The 21,928-nt window shown below is 67.0% G+C and carries 21 protein-coding genes, 1 tRNA gene, 1 pseudogene and 1 riboswitch; of the genes and pseudogenes, 14 read left to right on the top strand and 9 right to left on the bottom strand.

What is annotated here, in order from left to right:
• Nucleotides 1-8: 8 nt before the first annotated feature.
• Both panC and aztD read right to left on the bottom strand, forming a co-directional pair.
• Entirely contained in the window at nt 9-911 is a 903-nt protein-coding gene (gene panC, locus M3C25_RS04285) for a pantoate--beta-alanine ligase (protein ID WP_259855159.1), read from the bottom strand.
• Nucleotides 912-1,173: 262 nt separating this feature from the next.
• On the bottom strand, nt 1,174-2,439 hold the full coding sequence (aztD, locus tag M3C25_RS04280; RefSeq protein WP_259855158.1) for a zinc metallochaperone AztD: 1,266 nt from the start codon (nt 2,437-2,439) through the stop codon (nt 1,174-1,176).
• A 154-nt stretch (nt 2,440-2,593) separates the two neighbouring features.
• Here aztD and M3C25_RS04275 point away from each other — a divergent pair, with 154 nt between their 5' ends.
• Nucleotides 2,594-3,229 carry a hypothetical protein gene (locus tag M3C25_RS04275; RefSeq protein WP_102159844.1) on the top strand — a complete coding sequence of 212 codons (636 nt, stop codon included), beginning with the start codon at nt 2,594-2,596 and terminating at the stop codon, nt 3,227-3,229.
• Between the two features lie 186 nt (nt 3,230-3,415).
• The gene (locus M3C25_RS04270; protein ID WP_311200496.1) at nt 3,416-3,880 is read left to right on the top strand and encodes a GyrI-like domain-containing protein; all 465 of its coding nucleotides are present in this window, start codon (nt 3,416-3,418) and stop codon (nt 3,878-3,880) included.
• Here the strand turns inward: M3C25_RS04270 and thiC are convergent.
• A pseudogene (thiC, locus tag M3C25_RS04265) lies at nt 3,873-5,619 on the bottom strand (phosphomethylpyrimidine synthase ThiC). The gene M3C25_RS04270 and the pseudogene thiC overlap by 8 nt on opposite strands.
• Before the next feature lie 80 nt (nt 5,620-5,699).
• Nucleotides 5,700-5,807: riboswitch (TPP riboswitch) on the bottom strand.
• A 78-nt stretch (nt 5,808-5,885) separates the two neighbouring features.
• On the opposite strand from thiC, the gene chrA reads away from it, so the two are divergent.
• Complete coding sequence (chrA, locus tag M3C25_RS04260) at nt 5,886-7,136, top strand: chromate efflux transporter (protein WP_259855157.1); 1,251 nt, start codon at nt 5,886-5,888, stop codon at nt 7,134-7,136.
• A 118-nt stretch (nt 7,137-7,254) separates the two neighbouring features.
• Here chrA and M3C25_RS04255 read toward each other — a convergent pair whose 3' ends face one another.
• The 3 genes from M3C25_RS04255 to M3C25_RS04245 form a co-directional block, all read right to left on the bottom strand.
• The gene (locus tag M3C25_RS04255; RefSeq protein WP_259855156.1) at nt 7,255-7,404 is read right to left on the bottom strand and encodes a hypothetical protein; all 150 of its coding nucleotides are present in this window, start codon (nt 7,402-7,404) and stop codon (nt 7,255-7,257) included.
• 231 nt (nt 7,405-7,635) lie between these two features.
• A complete protein-coding gene (locus M3C25_RS04250) occupies nt 7,636-7,899 on the bottom strand; it encodes a hypothetical protein (protein WP_102159848.1) in 264 nt (87 codons plus the stop codon).
• Between the two features lie 73 nt (nt 7,900-7,972).
• The gene (locus M3C25_RS04245) at nt 7,973-8,389 is read right to left on the bottom strand and encodes an acyl-CoA thioesterase (protein ID WP_259855155.1); all 417 of its coding nucleotides are present in this window, start codon (nt 8,387-8,389) and stop codon (nt 7,973-7,975) included.
• Between the two features lie 185 nt (nt 8,390-8,574).
• Here M3C25_RS04245 and M3C25_RS04240 point away from each other — a divergent pair, with 185 nt between their 5' ends.
• From M3C25_RS04240 to M3C25_RS04225, 4 genes are all read left to right on the top strand, one after another.
• On the top strand, nt 8,575-8,973 hold the full coding sequence (locus tag M3C25_RS04240) for a TOBE domain-containing protein (RefSeq protein WP_259833371.1): 399 nt from the start codon (nt 8,575-8,577) through the stop codon (nt 8,971-8,973).
• A 194-nt stretch (nt 8,974-9,167) separates the two neighbouring features.
• Nucleotides 9,168-9,953, top strand: coding sequence for a molybdate ABC transporter substrate-binding protein (gene modA, locus M3C25_RS04235; protein ID WP_259855154.1), 786 nt, complete (start codon nt 9,168-9,170; stop codon nt 9,951-9,953).
• Nucleotides 9,950-10,735: an ABC transporter permease gene (locus M3C25_RS04230; RefSeq protein ID WP_259833365.1), complete on the top strand. Its 786-nt coding sequence runs from the start codon at nt 9,950-9,952 to the stop codon at nt 10,733-10,735. Before modA ends, M3C25_RS04230 begins: the two co-directional genes overlap by 4 nt.
• Complete coding sequence (locus M3C25_RS04225) at nt 10,732-11,439, top strand: ABC transporter ATP-binding protein (RefSeq protein ID WP_259845509.1); 708 nt, start codon at nt 10,732-10,734, stop codon at nt 11,437-11,439. The genes M3C25_RS04230 and M3C25_RS04225 overlap by 4 nt, the downstream gene beginning before the upstream one ends.
• A gap of 11 nt (nt 11,440-11,450) precedes the next feature.
• On the opposite strand, the gene M3C25_RS04220 is transcribed toward M3C25_RS04225, so the two are convergent.
• Nucleotides 11,451-13,088 carry a thiamine pyrophosphate-dependent enzyme gene (locus M3C25_RS04220; RefSeq protein ID WP_259855153.1) on the bottom strand — a complete coding sequence of 546 codons (1,638 nt, stop codon included), beginning with the start codon at nt 13,086-13,088 and terminating at the stop codon, nt 11,451-11,453.
• 220 nt (nt 13,089-13,308) lie between these two features.
• Between M3C25_RS04220 and M3C25_RS04215 the strand changes: the two genes are divergently transcribed.
• From M3C25_RS04215 to M3C25_RS04195, 5 genes are all read left to right on the top strand, one after another.
• Complete coding sequence (locus M3C25_RS04215) at nt 13,309-14,952, top strand: penicillin-binding protein 2 (protein ID WP_259855152.1); 1,644 nt, start codon at nt 13,309-13,311, stop codon at nt 14,950-14,952.
• Nucleotides 14,953-15,019: 67 nt separating this feature from the next.
• Nucleotides 15,020-15,346, top strand: a complete 327-nt coding sequence (locus tag M3C25_RS04210) for a hypothetical protein (protein ID WP_102159864.1) — start codon at nt 15,020-15,022, stop codon at nt 15,344-15,346.
• Nucleotides 15,333-16,349 (top strand): type 2 periplasmic-binding domain-containing protein, encoded by a 1,017-nt coding sequence (locus M3C25_RS04205; RefSeq protein WP_259833350.1) that lies wholly within the window; start codon nt 15,333-15,335, stop codon nt 16,347-16,349. Before M3C25_RS04210 ends, M3C25_RS04205 begins: the two co-directional genes overlap by 14 nt.
• A gap of 39 nt (nt 16,350-16,388) precedes the next feature.
• Nucleotides 16,389-17,984, top strand: a complete 1,596-nt coding sequence (locus M3C25_RS04200) for an amidohydrolase (protein ID WP_259855151.1) — start codon at nt 16,389-16,391, stop codon at nt 17,982-17,984.
• A 38-nt stretch (nt 17,985-18,022) separates the two neighbouring features.
• Nucleotides 18,023-18,343, top strand: coding sequence for a GNAT family N-acetyltransferase (locus M3C25_RS04195; RefSeq protein ID WP_102159870.1), 321 nt, complete (start codon nt 18,023-18,025; stop codon nt 18,341-18,343).
• A 94-nt stretch (nt 18,344-18,437) separates the two neighbouring features.
• Here the strand turns inward: M3C25_RS04195 and M3C25_RS04190 are convergent.
• Nucleotides 18,438-18,513 (bottom strand) — tRNA-Asn (locus tag M3C25_RS04190).
• A gap of 207 nt (nt 18,514-18,720) precedes the next feature.
• On the opposite strand from M3C25_RS04190, the gene M3C25_RS04185 reads away from it, so the two are divergent.
• Together M3C25_RS04185 and M3C25_RS04180 are read left to right on the top strand one after the other, a co-directional pair.
• Nucleotides 18,721-19,632: a DMT family transporter gene (locus M3C25_RS04185; RefSeq protein WP_259855150.1), complete on the top strand. Its 912-nt coding sequence runs from the start codon at nt 18,721-18,723 to the stop codon at nt 19,630-19,632.
• Nucleotides 19,629-20,837, top strand: coding sequence for a glycosyltransferase (locus tag M3C25_RS04180; RefSeq protein ID WP_259855149.1), 1,209 nt, complete (start codon nt 19,629-19,631; stop codon nt 20,835-20,837). Before M3C25_RS04185 ends, M3C25_RS04180 begins: the two co-directional genes overlap by 4 nt.
• On the opposite strand, the gene gluQRS is transcribed toward M3C25_RS04180, so the two are convergent.
• On the bottom strand, nt 20,819-21,856 hold the full coding sequence (gene gluQRS, locus M3C25_RS04175; protein WP_259855148.1) for a tRNA glutamyl-Q(34) synthetase GluQRS: 1,038 nt from the start codon (nt 21,854-21,856) through the stop codon (nt 20,819-20,821). The genes M3C25_RS04180 and gluQRS overlap by 19 nt on opposite strands.
• Between the last annotated feature and the right edge of the window lie 72 nt (nt 21,857-21,928).

Raw genomic sequence — 21,928 nt, 5'->3', positions numbered from 1 at the left:
TGAGGGACTCAGTCCACGGGACGATTGACACCGAGCAGAGTTCCGGGTTCGAGCATGAGATTGTCGATCAGCCGCACACTGCCGACATAGGCGGCAATGAGTGCCAGCGCCGGAAGTTCCGTCGTGGCCTCCAATGTCGCCGGGTCGACGACTTCGAGATAGTCGAGCGTGACATCCGGGGTGCTGTGGACCTGCTGGCGCAGCCCGTCGAGATCCCAGTCGCGGCCGGCCTGCGCGCGCTCCTGCAGCGCAAACAGCGCCTTCGACAGGGCCAGTGCCGACTCCTCCTGCTCGGAGCTGAGCAGCAGGTTCCGACTCGACATCGCCAGACCCGCCTCGGTCCGCTGAGTCGGGACCGGCTCGATGGTGACCGGGAAGTTCATATCGGCGACCATCCGCTTGACGATCATCAACTGCTGAGCATCCTTCTCGCCGAAGTAGGCGTGCAGGCGGGCGGGTCCCGGCGGATCGAAGATGTTGAACAGCTTGGCCACAACGGTCGCGACGCCGTCGAAGTGGCTCGGTCGTGAGGCCCCTTCCAATGTCGTGCCCATCCGGCCGGAGGTCACCCGGATCATCGGGGCATCCGGGTAACCGGGATACATCTCCTCCACCGTGGGGGCGAAGACGATGTCGACGCCGTTGGCCTGCATCGTCTGGCAGTCCCCGTCGAGATCCCGCGGATAGCGCTCAAGGTCAAGCGGCGACTCGAACTGCAGCGGGTTGACGAACAGCGAGGCGACGACCACCTCGTGAGCGGCACTGGCCGCCTGCATGAGGGCGGCATGCCCTCCGTGCAGCGCGCCCATCGTCGGGATGAGCCCGACGGAGGTGGCGTCGCGGTCGCGGATGAGTTCGGCCATCTCCGAACGCAGCTCGGCAACGGTGCGGGTGATGATGAGCTCAGACATGTCACGTCCCAGGGTCGGTCGGGGAGGTCGGCTCAAGCCTATCGTCTGCCAGCACTCCAAACAGGATCGCGTCGCGCGCCTCGGGCCGTGTGGCTGAATGCAGCTGTCCGCAGCCGCAGGCCCAGGGGATAGGGCCCGCGGTTGCGGACAGGCAGCGCTGAACGCTCAGCGCTCAGTGCTTGTGACCGTCATTCTCATGATCATGGTCGTGGTCATGATCGTGGTCGTGGCCGTCCTCATGACCATGGTCGTGATCGTGCTCCTAAGCACCAGCCGGAACCTCGCCGGAAGCGGTGGCGATCTCACCGGGAACCTCAGGCAGGTCGATGCTGCCGGTGACCGTGCCATCAGCAAGGTCGACGAGGTGCAGCTTCTTGGCCTCAGGCTCGGTGACGTACACGTTCTCACCGGAGACATGGACGGTCGGCTGCGGCTGCTGCCAGTCCTTCGGCTCCTCCCATTCACCGGTCACCGGGATCTCCTTGTCGATCTTCCCGGACTCCGGATCGATGACGCGCAGAGTTCCGTCGGTGCCGTGGACGAGCGCCTCACCCTCGGCACCGCGGCCGAGGGAGCGGGACGAGTAGGCCGCCGGCAGGTCGACGAGTTTCAGCTTCCCGCTCGTCGTGTTGGTCAGGGTCACCCGCGTGGGACGCTCGACCTCGGCCTCGGGATCGGTCTTGTAGTCACCGAGCACCACAGGGGAGTCCTCGTGTCCGCGCTGGTTGCCGATCCGGCCGTGCTCATCAGGGGAGTCGACCTTGGAGATCTCATCGCCCTTGATGATGAGCAGGCCGTTCTCACAGCCGACGGTGATGACACCGTCCTTGACGGCAGCCTCACCGTGCACGCCCGGGCAGTCGCTGTTCTCAGCGATCTCCTTGCCCTCGCCATCGCGGATGACGACACCGGTACGGGTGTCCTCATTGCCGACGGTGTGGATCATGGAACCGTCGGCGCGCACGACAGCGACACCGTGATGGGCTTCCTTGGCCTGGGTCTTCTCCGTCTTGATCGGCGCATCAGCGGAGAGCTCGGCGGGATCGAGAGAGTGGATCTCACCGGTGCCGTCGAAGAACGCGACGGAGGTGCCGTCGTGGTTGACGAGGTGGCCCGGGTGGCTGCCCTCGATCCGCTGGTCGGTCAGCAGCGGGTCAATGGTGTAGGAGTGCGAATGATCGCCGTGCGGTTCGGACCACGTGCCCATGTCGAGCAGCCGGAAGGATTCGCCTTCGGTGAGGAACAGATGCCGGTTGTCGCCGGCGGAGTTGAGGCGGGTGAAACCTTCGGCCTCGAAGGTGCCGAGCACCTTCTGGGAATCACCGTCGAGGACCATGACGCCGCCGTCATAGGTCAGGGCGATGCGCTCAGCCGGGCCGGCGGTCTCTGCCGTCTGCCGCTCAGTGGGCTCGGGGGACTGGCCGGCATCGTTCGAGGTGGAGTTCCCGCAGCCGGCGAGCACTGCCAGTGACAGCGCCGCAGCCGAGGCGGTGAGGAGGGATGGGATGCGTGATGCGTCGAGAGTCATGCCGGTCATGGTGGCAGGGCGTGGGGGATATTGTCATAGCTTCATGTGCGCATCAGCGCCGGGGATCAGCCCTTACGATGAGAGCAGATCTGACCGCCGCCGGCCCGTGGGCTGCCGAGAGGGACCGGCATCGACGAGAACGGATGCAGACAGCATGTGGGGTTCCTATCCCGAGTGGATCTCAGCGATCACCGCAATCGGTGCACTCATCTTTGCGGCGACCGCATGGATCCGGGCGAAGAAGATGCTGCAGCTGGAGCAGCGCCGCGATGGAAAAGCCCTCGACCGCGAACGCGAGCGTCAGGCGCGGTGCATTGCGGCTTGGGTGGTGGGAGTGCGCTGGCTTCCCGAGGTGAAGGAACAGGTCATGGAGAAGGACCGGAAGTATCGCGATGACGAGGAAGCTGAACCCTCCGGCGTCGGTGTGATGATCGCGAACTCATCCGATGCTCCTGTCTATGACGTCCGCGTTGAGTTCGGCAATCCGATGGACACGGATGTCGCTGCTGTGCGAGCCGAGGTGCCGACGCTGCCGCCGGGGCAGTGGATCAAGGTGTTGCGCGAACACGCCCGGCAGCGGATCCTCACCGGTGCGGCCGATGAGCTCGATGCCCTGGACCATCAGCGCTCATGGGTGTTCCTGCAGGGGGAGCAGTCATTTGAGAGCACAACCCCGCTGGCCGATGCCCGCAAGTACGGTGTCGTCGGCATCGAGTTCACTGATTCGCGCGAGAACCGCTGGCGACGCGATGTGCGCGGCCGGCTCACGCTCACCGAACCGCGGCAGTGACGGGCAGATGGGAGAGGCCGCTGTGAGCACGAAGGTCGACTTCAAGAAAACGATGGAGCGCTACCGCCCACGCTCCGGCCGATTCGACCGGCTTGACGTGCCGGCGACGACCTATCTCATGGTCGACGGAGCCGGAGACCCGAACACGTCAGCGGCTTTCACCGCGGGATCGAAACCCTCTACCCGGTGGCGTACACACTGAAGTTCCATTCGAAGGACACGTATGGCCGCGACTATGTCGTCCCACCGCTGGAGGGTCTCTGGTGGGCTGAGGACATGACAGCCTTCACCACCGCCCGGGACAAGACGCAGTGGCAGTGGACGCTCATGCTCATGGTCCCCGATTGGCTCACCGCAGACGATATCGATGCTGCAATCACTGCGGCACGCCGGAAAGCAGAGAAGAAGGGCCGGGCACTCCCGCTCATCGGCAGCTTGCGCGCAGGCGAGCTTGCGGAGGGCACATGTTTTCAGACCCTGCACATCGGCAGCTTCGATGACGAAGCCGGCGTGCTGGCCGAACTGCACGAGTCGGTGATACCGGCTGCCGGGATGAAACCCGGCGGCCGGCACCACGAGATCTACCTATCGGACTTCCGGCGCACCGCACCGCAGCGCTGCCGGACCATCCTGCGCCAGCCGGTCAGCTGATCCTCGTCTCCACCGCCTCGGGCGCGGTGTCGGGAGCAGGCGGCCCGACGGTCGGCTCGGGCAGGTACACCTGCTCGCCGCGGGCGAGGAACTCCTGGGCCTTGGCCTGCATGCCGGCGATCGCCGCCTGCGCCTCAGCGCTTCCGTACGTGTCGCGGATGTCCTGGGAGATGCGCATCGAGCAGAACTTCGGCCCACACATCGAACAGAAGTGGGCTGTCTTGGCCGGTTCAGCCGGCAGCGTCTCGTCGTGGAACGCCTCGGCAGTCTCCGGATCGAGACCGAGCGCGAACTGATCGCGCCACCGGAACTCGAAGCGGTCCTTCGACAGGGCATCATCACGCTCTTGCGCACCAGGGTGGCCCTTGGCCAGGTCAGCGGCGTGGGCTGCGATCTTGTAGGTGATGACACCGGTCTTGACGTCATCGCGGTTCGGCAGACCCAGATGCTCCTTCGGGGTGACGTAGCACAGCATCGCGGTGCCGTAGCGGGCGATCTCCGTCGCCCCGATCGCCGAGGTGATGTGATCGTAACCGGGAGCGATGTCGGTCACGAGCGGGCCGAGGGTGTAGAAGGGCGCGCCGTGGCACAGCTCCTGCTGGCGCTCGACGTTCTCACGGATCCTGTGCAGCGGAATGTGGCCAGGTCCTTCGACCATGACCTGCACATCGTGCTCCCACGCCCGCTGAGTCAGCTCAGCCAGCGTGTCGAGCTCAGCGAACTGCGCGGCATCGTTGGCATCGGCGATCGAACCCGGGCGCAGGCCGTCGCCTAAGGAGAAGGCGACGTCGTACTGAGCGAAGATCTCGCACAGTTCATCGAAGTGGGTGTAGAGGAAGTTCTCCTCGTGATGCGCCAGGCACCACCCGGCCATGATCGACCCGCCGCGGGAGACGATCCCAGTGACCCGCTCGGCGGTCAGCGGCACGTAGCGCAGCAGCACACCGGCATGGACGGTCATAGTCGACGCCCTGTTCGCACTGTTCGATGACGGTGTCGCGGTAGATCTCCCACGTCAGCTTCTCCGCCTCACCATCAACCTTCTCCAGAGCCTGGTAGATCGGCACGGTGCCGATCGGGATGGGGGAGTTGCGCAGGATCCATTCGCGGGTGGTGTGGATATCGTTGCCCGTCGAGAGATCCATGAGCGTATCGGCACCCCATTTGGCCGCCCAGTTGAGCTTGGCGACCTCCTCGCCGATCGAGCTGGTGACAGCGGAGTTGCCGATGTTGGCGTTGATCTTGACGAGGAACTTCCGCCCGATGATCATCGGCTCGGACTCCGGGTGGTTGATGTTGGCTGGGATGATCGCCCGGCCGGCGGCGACTTCGCTTCTGACGAGTTCGACATCGCACTGCTCGCGCAGCGCGACGAAGCACATCTCCGGGGTGACGACACCGGCGCGTGCGTAGTGCATCTGCGTCACCCGCTTGCCGGGCTTCGCCCGCCGAGGTGTGGGCACCCGGCCCTGCCACTGCTGGGAGGGCCGGCCGCGGCGCACAGCCGCCCGGCCGTCATCGGCGAGCTTCCTGCCACGGCCCGCGTGCTCTTCGGTGTCCCCACGGGCGGCGATCCACTCCGCCCGCCATGGTGCCAGTCCCTCCTCGGGCACGCTGCCGGGCCCCATCGTCCGGTAGACCTGGACCGGGGGATTGGCCCGCTGGCCGGGCGAGTCGTCGAGATGGATCTCAGTGACGGGCACGCGGATGCCGTGCGCGGCATCCTCAACCCACCCGATTCGGTGCTTGGGGTGCTGTTCGGAGTGCGGCTGGGCAGCTGCGGTCTCGGAGGCGTGCGTGTTCTCAGGGATGAATGCAGACAACGATGTCCCTCACTTCCTACGCCGGCATTAACCGGATCAGGTTCAGCGGTCCCGGACGCCGTGTCCGGTCTCAGCCTCGCTGTGAGGCTCCCGCGTGGTCAGCTCAATCTATATCACACCCGATCAGAGAGGCGGAGCTGTCGTTCGCCTGGAGTTCACCTGCCTGGCGTTGAATAGCGGGCATGCCACCTTCCGCCTCAGCGTCTGACTGCCAGCTTGCCGCCGCACCCGCCAGCCGGGGATCCGTTGCTGAGGTGTTCTGGGTCTTCCTGCGGCTGGGGCTCACCTCCTTCGGCGGCCCGGTCGCCCACCTCGGGTACTTCCGTGAGGCCTTCGTCGAGCGCCGCCGCTGGCTCAGCGACCGCGCTTATGCCGATCTCGTCGCGCTGTGCCAGTTCCTGCCGGGCCCGGCCTCCAGCCAGGTCGGCATGGCGCTGGGCCTCAAACGCGCAGGCTTCGCCGGCATGCTCGCCGCCTGGGTCGCCTTCACCCTGCCCTCGGCGCTTGCGCTGGCGGCCTTCGGTTTCGGCATCCATGCCCTCGGCGACCTCGGCGACGCCGGCTGGCTCACCGGACTCAAGGTCGCAGCCGTGGCTGTCGTCGCGCATGCGGTGCTCGGCATGGCGCGCTCGCTGACTCCCGACGCACCGCGGGCGAGCATCGCGGTCACCGCCCTGGCCATCGCCCTGCTCGTGCCCACCGCATGGGCGCAGGTCGCTGCGATCGTGCTCGCCGGCATCATCGGGCTGGTATGGCTGCGTCCGGCCGCGCCCGAGGCGTCAGGCGCCTCAGACGGGCAGAGGCAGCCGTTCAGGGTGCGTGTGCCGATGCCGGTGGCCGCCGGCAGCCTCATCCTCTTCGCCGTCCTGCTCATCGGGCTGCCGGTCATCGCCCGTCTCACCGGCAGTGATGCGCTGCAGCTGGCAGATGTGCTCTATCGAGCTGGCGCGCTCGTGTTCGGCGGCGGACATGTCGTGCTGCCGCTGCTGCAGGCCGAGCTCGTGCCTACCGGGACCGTCTCGAACGATGCCTTCCTCGCCGGCTACGGCGCCACCCAGGCAGTGCCCGGCCCGCTATTCACCTTCGCCGCCTACCTCGGCACGGTGAGCACCACCTCGGCGACGGGAGCGGTGGGCGCGGCGATCGCGCTGGGTGCGGTGTTCCTGCCGGCGGCGCTGCTCGTCATCGGCACCCTGCCGCTGTGGCAGGCGCTTTCCGGGCACCGGCTGGCCCGCCGGGCGCTGAGCGGAGTCAACGCCGGCGTGGTAGGGATTCTCGCCGCCGCGCTGTACCAGCCGGTCTTCACCACCGGCATCACCTCTGCGCTGACCCTCGTCATCGGAGCTGCCGCCTTCGTCGCGCTGAGCGCGTGGAAGGCCCCGGCCTGGGCCGTTGTCATCGCCGCCGGACTGCTCGGCCTCCTCGTCCTCTGAACCTCCCGGCGCAGCGGGGCCGCAGCGCCGCCGCGCGAACGGGAGGCCGACACCTCTTTGATCGTCATGAGCCAGGCGGGCCGAATCGTGCCGTGTCCGCCTGCCGGCGGTATCCCCGTCAGCGCGCCGCAGACCAGGAACCAGGTGCGCGGGTCGTCCACAGCAGTGCCGCAGTCGCAGTGCCGAAGTCGGACGCGGCGCCGTGGATCGTCGGTACCGAGGCGACGACGGCGGAGGCGGCGACGAGACCGCTGATGATGACCGCCATGCTCGCACGCAGCCTGTGGTGAAGCCAGCGCGGGCGGGGAACACCGGCGGCAGCCGGACGCCGAGGGTGATGATCGCCGGTGCGCGGAACGCGGCAGCGAGGCAGGCACCCGTGAGGATGCGGACGGCACGCTCGCATGCGATGCTGCACTCCAGAGAATCCCGCTCGAAGACCCGGTGAGCAGCAGCAGAGCCCGCCGGTGATCCGGCGGGCTCTGCCCAGTGGTGCGATTCAGTGCCGCCAGGTGTCGACGGGTGGATCGCCTTCGGTCTTGCTGATGATGAGGTGGGTGCCGTCTTCCTGCAGAATCGCCTCATCTCCATGTGCTGCCGCAGCCGCGGCAGTGCGCGCTTCGGAATCGTCTTCGACATAGCCGACGCGTTCGCCCTTGCCGACCTGTGAGTCGCCAAGCACCTTCTCGGCGGCCTCTTCGATCTTGTCAAGACCCTTCGAGCCTGAGCTGCTCGATTCCTGTCCGCTCTTCGTCATGGTCATCGCCTCCTTCGCTCATCCAGCCTATGCCGACAGCCACCTGCTTGGAAACCTCAATGGGCGTGTCGGTGACTGTTCAGCTCAGGGTGCTGAAGAATTCCCGCGTGGCATCGTCGAACGGTTCGGAGCGGCGGGTGCTTGTGCGGATCTGCACCATCACCGATTCGGCCCGCGCGCAAACGGTCTCGTCGACGAAGATCACCTGCTCGACAGTCAGCGAAGAGGTGCCGACCCGGCTGATCCGGCTGCCGATCGTCACGGTGCCCGGCCAATGGACTTCCTGCAGATAGTCGATCGTGATCCGCGCGAGCACGAATTCGCGATCGGAGACCTCGGAGTGCCGATCAATCTGGGAGATGATCTCGACCCGGCCGGTTTCGAAGAACGTCGCAAAGACTGCGTTGTTGATGTGACCCTGTCTGTCGGTGTCGGAGTAGCGCAGCTTGTCCGTCGTGGTGAGCGGAAAATCCGCTGGAGAGAGATCGTCGTGCATACCCCCATCGTGGCACAGTGGAGAGTGGTATCGAGGACATCCTCATGCCGACAGCGGCACCGCATGTCGGCTCATGCGTCCAGCGCGTGAATTCCGCTATGCAGTCAGATCTGCGTGTGACGTGCTGGCGTGGCAAAATGACTGAAGTTCGAACCAGTCATCCCGAATTTTGGAAAGGTGGAGCCATGGCTGATCTGCGGATCTCCGATGCTGCTTTGTTCATGGGGGTCAGTGATGACACCCTTCGCCGGTGGATCCACGCGGGAAAGCTCTCCCAGCGCCTCGACGGCAGCGGGCGAGCCGTCGTCGATGGAGCCGAACTGGCCGAGTTGGCCCGCACGAGCGCGGTGCTGCCGAAGGATCCGGCGGCTGTGCAGTCCTCGGCGCGCAACCGGTTCGTCGGTCTCGTGACCGCCGTGAAGAAGGACGGCGTCATGGCCCAGGTCGATGTTCAATGCGGCCCCCACCGGGTTGTCTCGCTCATGTCGGCTGAGGCCGTCGAGGAACTCGAGCTCACCGTCGGCGATGTCACGACCGCCGTCGTCAAGGCCACCCAGGTGATGCTGGAGATGCCGCGGCGCTGATTCGGGGGGGCTGGGTTTGAGTGCAGGCGCAGCTGCCCACGTATTGTTAAATCCGCAGCTGATGGTCGACATGAAGAATCAGTGTTGATCATCGTGTGAAATCTGGCTCTTCAAACGCACATGCAGTGCTAGTGTGTCCTCAGGCTGGCGCGGACTGCTGCCAGCATGGACGCAGCAGCAAGGGGATCACACTCATGAAATCAACTCTCATTGCTACCGGTGCGCTCACGGCGGTTGCCACCCTCATACTCAGCGCCTGCACCGGCAGGTCCGGCAACGACGCGTCAGGCAACGATGCCGAGCCGGACAGGGGCTCCATCACCGTCTTCGCCGCCGCCTCTCTCAACCAGGTCTTCGCCGACCTCGGCGAGTCCTTCGAGGAGGAGACCGGCACCTCCGTCGACTTCTCCTTCGGCGGCTCCTCCGACCTCGTCGCCCAGATGCAGGCCGGGGCTCCTGCCGACGTGTTCGCCTCAGCCAATGAGAAGAACATGGTCAAGATGACCGACGAGGACCTGATGGAAGGTCAGCCGCAGATGTTCGCCACCAACACCCTCACCATCGTCACCGCCCCAGGCAATCCCACGGGTGTCGAGGACCTGCACAGCCTGAGCGCCGATGACGTCTCACTGGTCATCTGCGCACCCGAGGTGCCCTGCGGTGCCGCCACTCAGGAAGTCGCCGAGCTCGCCGGTGTCGAACTCTCACCGGTGAGCGAGGAGAACGCAGTGACCGATGTGCTCGGCAAGGTCACCTCAGGCCAGGCCGACGCCGGACTCGTGTACGTCACCGACGCCACCGGTGCCGGAGATGACGTCACCGGCGTGGACTTCCCGGAAGCCGCCGAGGTCATCAACAACTACCCGATCGGCGTGCTGAAGTCCTCGAAGAACTCCGAGGCCGCCGGGCAGTGGGTCGACTATGTGCTCTCCGACACCGGCCAGAAAGCGCTGGCTGACGCCGGCTTCGGCACACCGTGAGTCACGCTGGTCTGCCGCGCTGGCTCTGGCTGCCCGCAGCCTGCGGGGCAGCCATCGTCATCGTGCCCATCATCGGGCTGCTGACCCAGGTGCCCTATGCGAACCTGTGGAATCTCATCAGCTCGGACTCGGCGCTGAGCGCCCTGCGACTGTCGCTGCAGACCTCGCTGGCCGCCACCGGACTGTGCGTGCTCGGCGGAGTGCCGCTGGCCTTCGTGCTCGCTCGCGCCCGGTTCCCCGGCCGCCGCGTGCTGCGCTCACTGGGGCTGCTGCCCTTAGTGCTGCCACCGGTCGTCGGCGGCATCGCACTGCTGTACACCTTCGGGCGCATGGGCCTCATCGGCCGCTACCTGGAAGCAGGCGGCATCTCGATCGCGTTCACCACCATCGCCGTCGTCCTGGCTCAGACCTTCGTGTCGCTGCCCTTCATGGTCATGACGCTCGAAGGCGCGCTGCGCAGCACCGACCCGCGCTATGAGCGCATCGCCGCAGGCCTGGGCGCCAGCCCCACCCGCACCCTGCTGACGGTGACGATTCCGGTGCTCGCCCCAGCCCTCGCGTCGGGAACGGTGCTGTGCTTCGCCCGGGCATTGGGCGAGTTCGGCGCCACCCTCACCTTCGCCGGCTCTCTGCAGGGCCGCACCCGCACGATGCCGCTGGAGATCTACCTGGCCCGCGAAACCGACCCGGCCCAGGCGATCGCGCTGTCGGTCGTGCTCATGGTCATCGCCTTCACCATCGTCGCGGCCACCTACCGCACACCCAAGCAGGCACGCGCATGAGCGACCTGTCTGCTGTCTTTCGGCTGCCGGCCCGCGGACTCCACATCGACATTGAGGTCCCGGCCGGGTCGACGACGGCGCTCATCGGGCCGAACGGGGCCGGCAAGTCGACGACCTTCGACGTGCTCTCCGGGCTGCTGACTCCGCCCGAGGCAGAGATCACCCTCGGCGGGCGCCCGATTGTGCGCACTACCGGCCGGAAGGTGCGGGTGCCTTCCCACAAGCGTGGGATCGTGCAGCTGGCACAGGCGCCTCTGCTGTTTCCCACCATGACCGTGGTCGGCAACGTCGCCTTCGCTCTGCGCTGCCGCGGGGTGGCCCGCCGCGAGGCCCACAGCCGGGCCGCCGCGATGCTCGAACGCGTCGACCTGGCCGGAATGGAGGACCGGCGGCCGCACGAGCTCTCCGGCGGGCAGGCCCAGCGGGCGGCGATCGCCCGGGCCGCGATCGCCGAACCGGATCTGCTGCTGCTCGATGAGCCGATGTCAGCCCTTGACCGTGACAGCGTGCCACACATCCGTGCGCTGCTGACTGAGCTGCTCGGAGATGCCACCGCATTGCTCATCAGTCATGACCGTGCCGATGTCGAGGCGCTGGCCGACCGGGTGGTCGTGCTCGACCAGGGCGCTGTCGTCCAGGCCGGGTCCACAGCCGAAGCGGTGGCGAACCCGGTGCCCGGATTCGCCACCCGCTTCTTCAGCTGAGGCGCTTTCGCTCAGTAGGCCTTGACGCGCTGTTCGACGATGAGATGGATGAGGGCGAACTGACCGTTCTCGGTCGCCTTCAGCGCCTCATCGAGGGCACCGGGGATGTCCTTGTCCTGTTCGACCCGGACTCCGTATCCGCCGAAGGCCTGCGCGTAGAGCGCGAAGTCCGGATTCTCCAGCTGCGTGCCCGAGACCCGCTTCGGGTACGCCCGCTCCTGGTGGGTCCGGATCGTGCCGTACTCCTGGTTGTCCATCACGATGATGAGCGGGGTGGCGCCATACTGCTTGGCGGTGGCGAGTTCCTGGGCGTTCATGAGGAACTCACCGTCACCGGCGATTGAGATGACCTGCCGCTTCGGGTACTGCAGGCTCGCCGCCACCGCCGACGGCACCGAGTAGCCCATCGAGCCGTTGCGGGCCGAGATCATCGAGGCATAGCCGTTGGTGGGGAAGTAGCGGTGCGCCCAGTTCGTGTGCTCACCGGCACCGAAGGTCACCATCGCATCCTCATCGAGACGCTTGACGAGATTGGCCATCATCGTCGCCATCTTCGCCTGCCCGTCACCGGGCTCAGCTGACGGCGGGGTGGAGAACTCGACCTGCTTGGCGCGCAGCTCATTCGTCCACGTCCGCCACGAATCGCACACCGGCAGATCCATGCGCACGAGATCACGGACGAACACATCGGGCTTGGCGACGATCTGGTGGGTCACCGGCCCGGAGCGCCCCCGCAGCGACGGGTCGATGGTGACGATGAAGTTCTTGCGCTCCCAGTTCTGCCGGGCGGTGAACCCATCAGTGATGACGTCACCGGGAACAGTGCCGACGAAGACGAGCAGATCGGAGCCGTCGAGCACCTCGTGGGTGTGCTGTGGGCGCCCGTAGCCCAGCGGGCCGACATAGCTCGGGGAGCCGAACGGAACGGTGCCCTCGCAGCGCCACTCGGCAGCTGCCGGCAGATTGTGCGACTCCAGCCACTGGGTGAAGGTGTCGGCGCCCTCATCGGTCCAGTCGTTGCCGCCGAAGACGAACAGCGGCCGCTCAGCCTCCATGAGTGCGGACTTCAGCGCCTTCCAATCGGTGACGGTCATGCCGCCCTGGGCGACGGGGATCTGCGGGTGGATGATCCCGTCATTCGGCTGGGTGATGATGTCCTCCGGCAGCCCGACGACCACCGGGCCGGGACGGCCGGACACAGCAGCGAACATCGCCTCGGCCACCACCTCGGAGGCGCGCTCCGGGTGGTCGAGGATCATGACGCGCTTGGCGCCGGTGTCGAACCACGCCTTGGGGTCGAACTCCTGGAAGGCCTCCTTCTCGCGATGCTCGAAGGGGATGAGTCCGACGAAGAGCACCATCGCCGTCGAATCCTGCCAGGCGGTGTGCAGGCCCACGTGCGCATTCGCCGCGCCCGGCCCGCGGGTGACCATGGCGATGCCCGGCAGCTCTCCGAGCTTGCCGTCGGCTTCAGCCATATAGGCCGCTCCGCCCTCGTGACGGCAGACGACGGTGTCGATCGGGGAGTCGTGCAGCCCGTCGAGCACGTCGAGGAAACTCTCGCCGGGGACGACATAGGCGCGCTTGACGCCATGGGCGGCCAGTGACTTGACGATCACATGACCGGCGGAGATTTCGGAAGCTGGCATGCTGCTCACATCCTCTGTGTGACGTGGGGCTCTATGTGGATTGGAGAAACTGTACCAACCTGTCCGCCGGACCTGCCGCCTGTCTCACGGGCTAGTGACCGAGGTGTCAGACGGCCGCTTCTGAGGCGCGTCACGCTAGGCTGGCACCGGTGGATTCCAGCATCCCGGCAGCAGCCGGAGAGCACGGTCTGGAGACGACCGGATCAATGGGGGAGACGAGATGGCCCGAGTCACGCGCACCGGCTGGGTGCTCGCCGCTGTCGCAGCGGCAGCGGTGGCAGCCGTGCTCATCATCATCGCCGCCATCAACCCGCAGCTGGGCTCCTCACCCTTGGACACCGCCAAGCGCGCCGCACAGTCCTTCGCCGATGACGCCGTGGCGGCAGGTCCCTGGACGGATCCGGCCGCCGCCGGCCGGGCACACGATCAGCTCCAGCACCAGCTGCGCCCTGCCGGCCTGCACGCACCGGTGGCCGTGAAGGTGATCGAGCTTGCCGAGATCGATTCCTCCCGGCAGCGGGCGACCCTGTCGTGGGCGTGGCAGACGAACCCGCGTTCACGCACCCAGGTCCCGGACTGGTCCTACACCTCCGAGGTCGATGTGGTGAAGGACCAGCTGTCGTGGAAGGCCGAGTACCGGCCTGAGGTCGTCCACCCGCAGCTGCATGACGACGCTGAGATCACCGCAGAGGTCGAAGCAGCGCCGCGGGCGAAGATCCTCGGATCCGGCGATGAAGTGCTCACCAGCGTCGAACCGGTCATCAGCGTCGGCATCGAACCGGCCCGCACCGATGATCCCGCCCAGACAGCAGACGACACCGCAGCCGCACTCGCCGGGATCACCGACATCGACGTCCAAGCACTGACCGGCCGCATCGAAGCGGCAGCTGAGCAGGCCTTCGTCCCGGTCGTCACGATCCGCGCTGATGACTACCGCGATATCGCCGATGAGCTGCGCCCGATCCCCGGCACCGTGTTCCGCAGCCAGGACATGTCCGTGCCCGTGCACCGCGGGCTGGCGCCCCTGCTGCTCGGCCGGGTCGGTGCTGCGACTGCCGAGGATCTGGAGGAGGACCCGCTGCTGCGCGACGGCGACCTCGTCGGCCAGTCGGGTCTGCAGAAGCTGTACCAAGCGGAGCTCTCCGGCCGCGCCGGTGTCGACCTGCAGGTCGATGGCGAGACGATCCTCAGCGTCGATGCCGTGCCGGCCCCGCCGGTGACGACCTCGATCGAACGCGATCTTCAGCAGCGTGCCGATGAAGCCGCCGCATCCGCCGGCACACCAGTGGGCATCGTCGTCATCGACTCCGTGAGCGGAGAAGTCCGCGCAGTCGCCAACGCCGGCGGGGACTCAGGTTTCGACCGGGCGCTGAACGGCAGCTATCCGGACTCACCCGCCCACGCACTCACAACAGCCCTGGCGAAGGAACGCGGAGCCGCTGAGTCCGAGGTGCTCGCGGCGCTCGGCATCGAGCGGGTCGACCTGGGCATGCCGGCTGCCGTGTCGACGGGCGGGCAGCCGACCGGCAGCCCGGTGTCTGTCGCAATCGCCGCAGCCCGGGTGCTCACCGGCCAGCAGCCAGCGGCCAGCCTCGTGCAGTCGGCCGGGGGAGCGGACCTGCCATCGCCGGCACCCGATGAGAGCCTGACGAAGGACGAACGCCAGACACTGGAAGAACTCCTCGAACCCCACCTCGTCGACCTCACCGGCAGCGCGGGCACAGCAGAGGGCGAGACCGGCACGGTCGGCCCGTGGGCGATCGGGCAGCGCGGCGGACTCGTCGCAGCCGTCATCGTCGAACCAGCCGACGACGACCTGGCATCTGCCGGTGCCGTGCTCACCGAGGTGCTCACCGGCAGCTGACCGGGCTCTCACACTCAGGGCGTGTTGCCGCACCGGCAGCAGCCTGGGCAGCGGCTAGGCTGGGCTCATGTCGAACTGCGTCATCGTCGTCTACACGCCCATCGACTCCGCTGATGCCGTGCGCGCAGCACTGGCTGCAGGCGGGGCCGGAGCCATCGGCGACTACACCGGTTGCTCCTTCTCCAGCCGCGGCACCGGCCGCTTCACCCCAGGCGCAGGCGCCAACCCGACGATCGGCGACATCGGCACCCCCGAGGAGGTCGCCGAAGAGCGCATCGAAGTCATCTGCCCAGCCGAGACCGCCGCGGCGGCACTCGACGCGATGCTCGCCGCCCACCCCTACGAGGAACCGGCCTATCACGTGATCCCGGTGATGACGCGTGCCGACTTCTGACACCAGGCCACGCCGCAGGCTCTCCACCGCAGCCGCGCTCGCAGGAAGCGCCCTGCTCCTCACCGGCTGCGGTATCACCGATGACTCCGGCAGCAGCAGCGAGCCGGCCCATGACTACACCGTCGACACCGAGGCCGCCGTCAAGGACAGCCCGATCTGGACGGAAGCCGATGATGCGGCGATGCTCCGCATCGGCGTGCCCTTCGACCAGCCAGGGCTCGGATATCTTTCAGCAGGGAAGACCGTGCCAGCCGGGTTCCACGTCGAGATCGGCAGTCTCATCGCCGGGCGTCTGGGCTTCGCAGCTCACCAGATCACATGGGTTGACGCATCGGCAGACCGGTCGTCGCTCCTCGAGGGTGATCAACCGGCAGCCGACCTCCTCATCGACACCGACGGCCAGCCCATCGAGGGACTTGACCCGGAGCCGGGAACCGACGCCACCGCCTCGGCGGCGGAGACCACACAGGCTGGTGATGAAGCGAGCGAACTCACCGAGGGCAGTGCCACCGAGGACACCACCGCCGAGGACACGGAGATCCCAGCCGACCTGGCCGGGCCCTACCACCTCGGCGGCCAGGCGCTGTTGAGCCCGGCCGCATCAGATCTCGCCCAGTTCAGCGAGCTGACCGACCAGCAGGTCTGCGCACTGCCCGACTCACCGGGGAAGCAGGCGGTCGAGGAGGAGACCACCGCTGAGGTCGTCGAACGCGACACGCTGTCCGACTGCACCGCCGCTCTGGCGGCCGGTGAGGTCGAAGCCATTGTCGGAGCCGACCTCGACCTGCAGGCACTCGCGGCACAGGATCCGCAGGCCCTGACGCTGAGCGAGAACCGGCTGCGCCCAGCCGGCTACTGGATCCGGATGCGCACGGAGGACCCTGCTCTGGCCGAAGCGATCACTGAGGGGATCGCTTCTGCTGCCGACGACGGCGAATGGGAACACGCCGTCGAGGCCGCCTTCGGCAGCGACGTTGAGATGAGCCCGCCGCCGACGCCCTGACCACGCCCGATGCCCGGGACCCTGCATTAGGGTTGGAGCATGAGCCAGATCACGCTGCGCAACGCGCGCCTGCTTGCCGAGGATCACTTCACCGCACCGACGACGCTGCACATCAGCAACGGCCGGATCACCGCCACCGGCGACGAGGCCGCAGACGGCAGTGCCGGTGAGGTCATCGACGTCGACGGACAGTTCGTCATGCCCGGGTTCATCGAAAGCCACGGCCACCCGAGCATGTACGGCCGGACCCTCCTGCAGGTCGACGTGCGACCCGACGTCGTCGACTCCATCGCCGACATCCAGACAGCGATTCGGGAAGCTGCCAGCAGCACTGAGCCCGGCGGGTGGATCCGCGGAGCTGGCTGGGACGAGACGTACCTGGCAGACGACCGGGTGCCCACCCGCGAGGACCTCGATGCAGCAGCCCCGGACCATCCGGTCGTGCTCACCCGCACCTGCCGGCACATGCTGCTGGTCAACTCAAAGGCACTCGAAGTCTGCGGCGTCGACGAAGATACCCCGGATCCGGCAGGCGGACGGCTCGTGAAGGACGGCAGCGGCCGGCTCACCGGGCTGTGCCAGGAGAAGGCGATGGACCTCATCACCGTCCCCGACTACGAACCCGACGAACTGTCCGGCGGATTCGCCCGCGCCCAGCAGCAGTTCCTCGACTGGGGCATCACCACCGTCCATGACATGTCCACCAGCCGCACCGACCTGCGCCTGTACACCAAGCTCGCCGACAGCCGGCAGCTGAGCATCCGCCTGCGGCCATGGCTGTGGGCGCTGACCCAGATGGGCTACGACGGGATCCTCGACGCCGCCCTTGCCGCCGGAGTCACCAGCGGGCTCGGTGATGACTGGATGCGCATCCAGGGTGCGAAGTTCGTCCTGGACGGGGGAGTGGGAGGCAAGACCGCCGCACTGTGCTGCCCGTACGAGCACAGCGACGAGACCGGGATCCTCTACATCGATGATGAGACGCTGACCGGGCACCTACGCGAGGCGGTGGCAGGCGGGCTGCGCCTGGCGATCCACAGCATCGGTGACGCCGCCATCGCACAAGCCCGGCGCGCGCTGAAGAACATCGGTGACGACGAGGCGGTGCGCACCCGGCGCACCCGCATCGAACACTGCACCCTGCCGGCCGATGAGGACCTCGACTTCCTCGCCGAATGGAACATCATCGCCTGCTCCTCTGTCGGATTCATCTACCACCTCGGCGACTCCTACCTCAAGGTGCTCGGCACAGACCGGATGCCGCGGGTCTACCCGCACCGATCCTTCATCGACCGCGGGATCATCGCGCCGGGCAACTCCGACGTGCCGGTCACCAACGGCAACCCGTGGGAGGGCATCTACGGGGCAGTGACCCGGACGACGAAGACCGGGCAGGTCCTCGATGCCGAACAGAACATCACCCTGGCCGAGGCGATCCGCGCCTACACCTCGGACGCGGCCTACACCTCCTTCGAAGAGGACACACTTGGCACCCTGGCTCCCGGCGCACACGCCGACTTCCAGCTCTACGACCGCAACCCCTTCGACCTCAACCCTGAGGAGTGGCTCGACCTCACCCCCAGCGCGGTCTACGTCGCAGGGGAGAAACAACCCCTGAGCCGCGAGCATCCCTGAGCTAGACTCATCACCACCGACCCCAGGAGGAGTTCCCCATGGAAGACCCTGTTCTCGTCAGCAATCCCGTCGAGGTCGTCGACAACCTCTCGCGCGACCGGTTCGAACTCTGGCTCTCCGGCCCGGAGCGGACCTTCGTCGGATTCCTCGGCTACACGATGCCCGAACCCGGGGTCTACGAACTCCAGCACACGATCATCGACGAGGCCTTCGGCCGGCAGGGCTACGCGCGCACACTCGTGACCAAGGTGCTCCAGCAGCTTCAGGAGCGCGATCAGAAGATCATCCCGATGTGCTCCTATGTCGACCGCTACCTCGAGCGCTTCCCGCAGTACCGCGGACTCGTCGCCGAACAGTGAATTTAGGCCGTCTGAACTGAACGGCGGCTGTCTGCGGGCACAAGAGCAGCTGCCTGTGGGCACAAAAATGCCCCGCTCACATGGAGCGGGGCTGTGGCTCCCCCGGCTGGGCTCGAACCAGCGACCCTTCGATTAACAGTCGAATGCTCTGCCAACTGAGCTACGGAGGAATAGCGTCATCGTGATGATCACGCGAGAAACAACTCTAGCACCGGGATCGCGCAGTTCTCAAATCACCCCGGCGGTGACGTATCTCATGTCCAGGCAGGCCGGCTTTGAGGGTCTCCCGGCGCGCGGTGCGTGACTGAACCCGGCATGTGAGTCTCCGCCCCACGCCGTGTGAACCTCACCTGCGGGCCGCGGGCTACACTGGCCGGGTGACGACCCTACTGGCCATCAGCCTGGCGCTGTTCGCAGCGATCGCGCTGGCGTACGCCGCGCTGCTGCAGCACAGCGGCGTCAACCAGCGCGAGGAGGACTCCACCCGCTTCCGGGTCCAGGAGTTCGCCCGCATCCTCAGAAACCGCACCTGGCTGCTCGGGCTCATCGTCCTCATCCTCGGCAACGCCGCCAACATCATCGCCCTGGCCATCGCTCCGGTCATGGTCGTCCAGCCGATCGGGGCGGTCGCACTCATCACCGCCGTCATCCTCGCCGTCGTCCACCGCGGCCTGGCACTTACCCGCACGATCGTCCTCGCCGTGGCCGCCTGTGGCCTCTCCCTTGCCGCCTTCGTCGCCGTGGCCGCTGTCATCGGCCGCTACGAGGTCCACTACGGGGCCAGCGCGCATCGCGTCGCCTGGATCGCGCTGGTGCTCACCGTCGTCTTCGGCATCATCATCCTCGTGCGCAACCACCCACCGCAGCTGCTGCTCATCGCCGGTTCCGGACTGGTCTTCGCCACCGTCGCGACGAATGTGCACATCATCTCCAACCAGTTCTTCGACTCCGGGCTCGGCGGGATCACCTGGTTCAACGCCATCAGCCTCGCTTTGGCCGGGATCATCGGCTCATGGTTCGTCCAGGCCGCCTATGCCGCCGGGCCACCGGAGATGGTCATCGCCGGGCTGACCGTCATCGACCCGATCTTCGCAGTCCTTCTCGGCTCGATTGTGCTCGGTGAGGCGATGGAGGCCTCGATCCTCCAGCTCGTGCTCATGGCCGTCACCGGGGCGATCGCCTGCTGGGCGGTCATCGCACTGTCCCGGTATCATCCAGACGTGGTGGCCAAGGAGCGCCAGCGCATGAACGACAAGTACGGCACCCACCCCGATGAGGACGATCGTTGACTGAGACCGAGCAGAGCACTGCCCCGGCTGACCGCACCACCCTGCGCATCTGCATCCCCACTGAGACCTACGCTCCCGAGGTCAACGGTGCCGCGACCTTCGCGCAGACCCTGGCGACCGGGCTGGCCGCCCGCGGTCACGAGGTGCACGTCATCTGCCCCTCGGCCACCGAGACCCCGTCGACGGCGTGGGAGGACGGCGTGCTCGTCCACCGCATCCGCTCCCACCGCTGGTACCTGCACCCGACGTGGACGATCTGCATGCCCTGGGAGACCAAGCCCGAGGTGTCCCGCCTGCTCGATCTCATCCGTCCCGATGTCGTGCACACGCAGGCGCACTTCGTCATCGGCCGCTATGCGCTCAGCGAATCCCGCAAGCGCGGCATCCCGGTGGTGGCGACGAACCACTTCATGCCCGACAACGTCCGTCCCTACGTCAATGCTCCCGAGAGGCTGCTGCACTATGGCAGCGCGGCCGCCTGGTGGGATCTGCGCCGGTCGTTCGAGAAGGCCGATTACCTCACTGTGCCGACCCAGCTGTCAGCCGATCTGCTGACGGAGAACGGTTTCCGCAGCTCGATCCAGGCGGTGTCCTGCGGTATTGACCTGTCCCACTTCTTCGCAGCCGATGATGTCGACCAGACGCACCCGACGGTGCTGTTCGTCGGCCGGCTGTCACTGGAGAAGAACATCGGCGACATCATCGCAGCCCTCGCTGCGGCCGACCCGAGCCTCAACCTGCATGCCGAGATCATCGGCGCCGGTTCCGAAGCCGAGCCGCTGCGCGCCCAGGCGGCCGAGCTCGGGGTGGCCGATCGGGTGCGGCTGCGCGGCAAGGTCAGCGACGAGGAGCTTGTGAAGGCCTATCAGGAGGCGACGTTCTTCTGCATGCCCAGCACAGCCGAGCTGCAGAGCATCGCGACCCTGGAGGCGATGGCCTCCGGCAAGCCGGTCGTGCTCGCCGATGCGGTGGCGCTGCCGCACCTGTGCCGGCATGGCGAGAACGGCTACCTGTTCGAACCACGCAATGTCGAGGCGCTGACCGATGCGTTCACCCGGCTGCTGACGATGAGCGCTGCGGACCGGCAGCAGATGGGGGAGGCCTCCCAGAGGCTCGTGGCCCGCCACGATGTCCGCCACACGCTTGACACCTTCGAATCCATCTACCGGCAGGTGATCGCCGAGGCTCAGTCGGCGACAGGCTGAGCCCAGTCGGCCGGATCGAAGACCGCAGGCTCGCCGGTCATGGCGTCCAGGTCGAACTCATCCCGCGCCTGCTCCAGGTCAGCCCACGGACCGAAGCCCAGCGAGCTGCCGAGCCAGGCGAAGAAGTCGAACCCCGTGCCGGCCAGGTCGCCGAGGGTCACCGCACCGTCGCGCTTGGCCAGCCGCTGACCACTCGGCCCGAGCACGAGCGGCACATGCACCCACTCGATCCCCGCATGCCCAGACTCCGTGCCGACAAGCTGCGGGCAGACGAGGTCCAGCAGCCTGGCGAAGAACACCTGGCGCGGAGTCGACGACGCCAGATCATCAGCCCTGACCACCTGGTCGATGCCCATCGCCAGATCATCGACGACGACGGCCAGATGATAGGAGTGCACACCATCACCGCGGCGCAGCACGAAATCATCGATGAACCCGCGGACGTCACCGAGCAGCACATCGGCGACCACCACCTCGGGACCGGACGGGCTCACCGGCACCTCCAGCAGCCCGGCTGCCGCCTGCGCATCCAAGCGCAGGGCCGGCTGCCGGCCGTTGCCGGCCAGCCGGGTGCGCTCAGCCTCACGGACAGACGCGGTCAGGTTCCGGCAGGTGCCCGGGTAGGCACCCGGGGGAGTGTGCGGAGCCGAGGGCGCGGACTGGATGTCCTTGCGCGAGCAGTAGCACTCATAGACCAGCCCGGCCGTGTTGAGTGCTTCGATGACGGCTGCATACAGTTCGGTGCGCTCTGACTGGATGACGAGCGGGCCATCGGGGGTGACGCCGAGTGAGGCGAAGTCGGCCAGTTGCTGCTCGGCAGCCCCGGCTTGCACCCGGTCGAGATCTTCGATCCGCCAGCGGAAGGCCCGGCCCGTGGAGTGTGCGCACAGCCAGGCGAGGACTCCGGTGCGCAGATTGCCGATGTGCAGCCGGCCGCTCGGGCTCGGGGCGTACCGGCCGGCACCCCGCGCGGCAGGTGCGGTCTCGGCGTGCGGGGCAGATGGCGGGAAGCTGTCCATGCGCCCATCGTAACGAGGCGCTGGCTGCCCGAGGCAGTGACCGGCGAGTATTGCCAGGCCAGAGGGCGGGGG

It is taken from the genome of Brevibacterium luteolum (genome assembly GCF_025147615.1).
GTDB classification, from domain to species: domain Bacteria; phylum Actinomycetota; class Actinomycetes; order Actinomycetales; family Brevibacteriaceae; genus Brevibacterium; species Brevibacterium luteolum.
The sequence above is the reverse complement of the archived record's forward strand: the minus strand, read 5'-3'. Positions and strand labels throughout refer to the sequence as shown.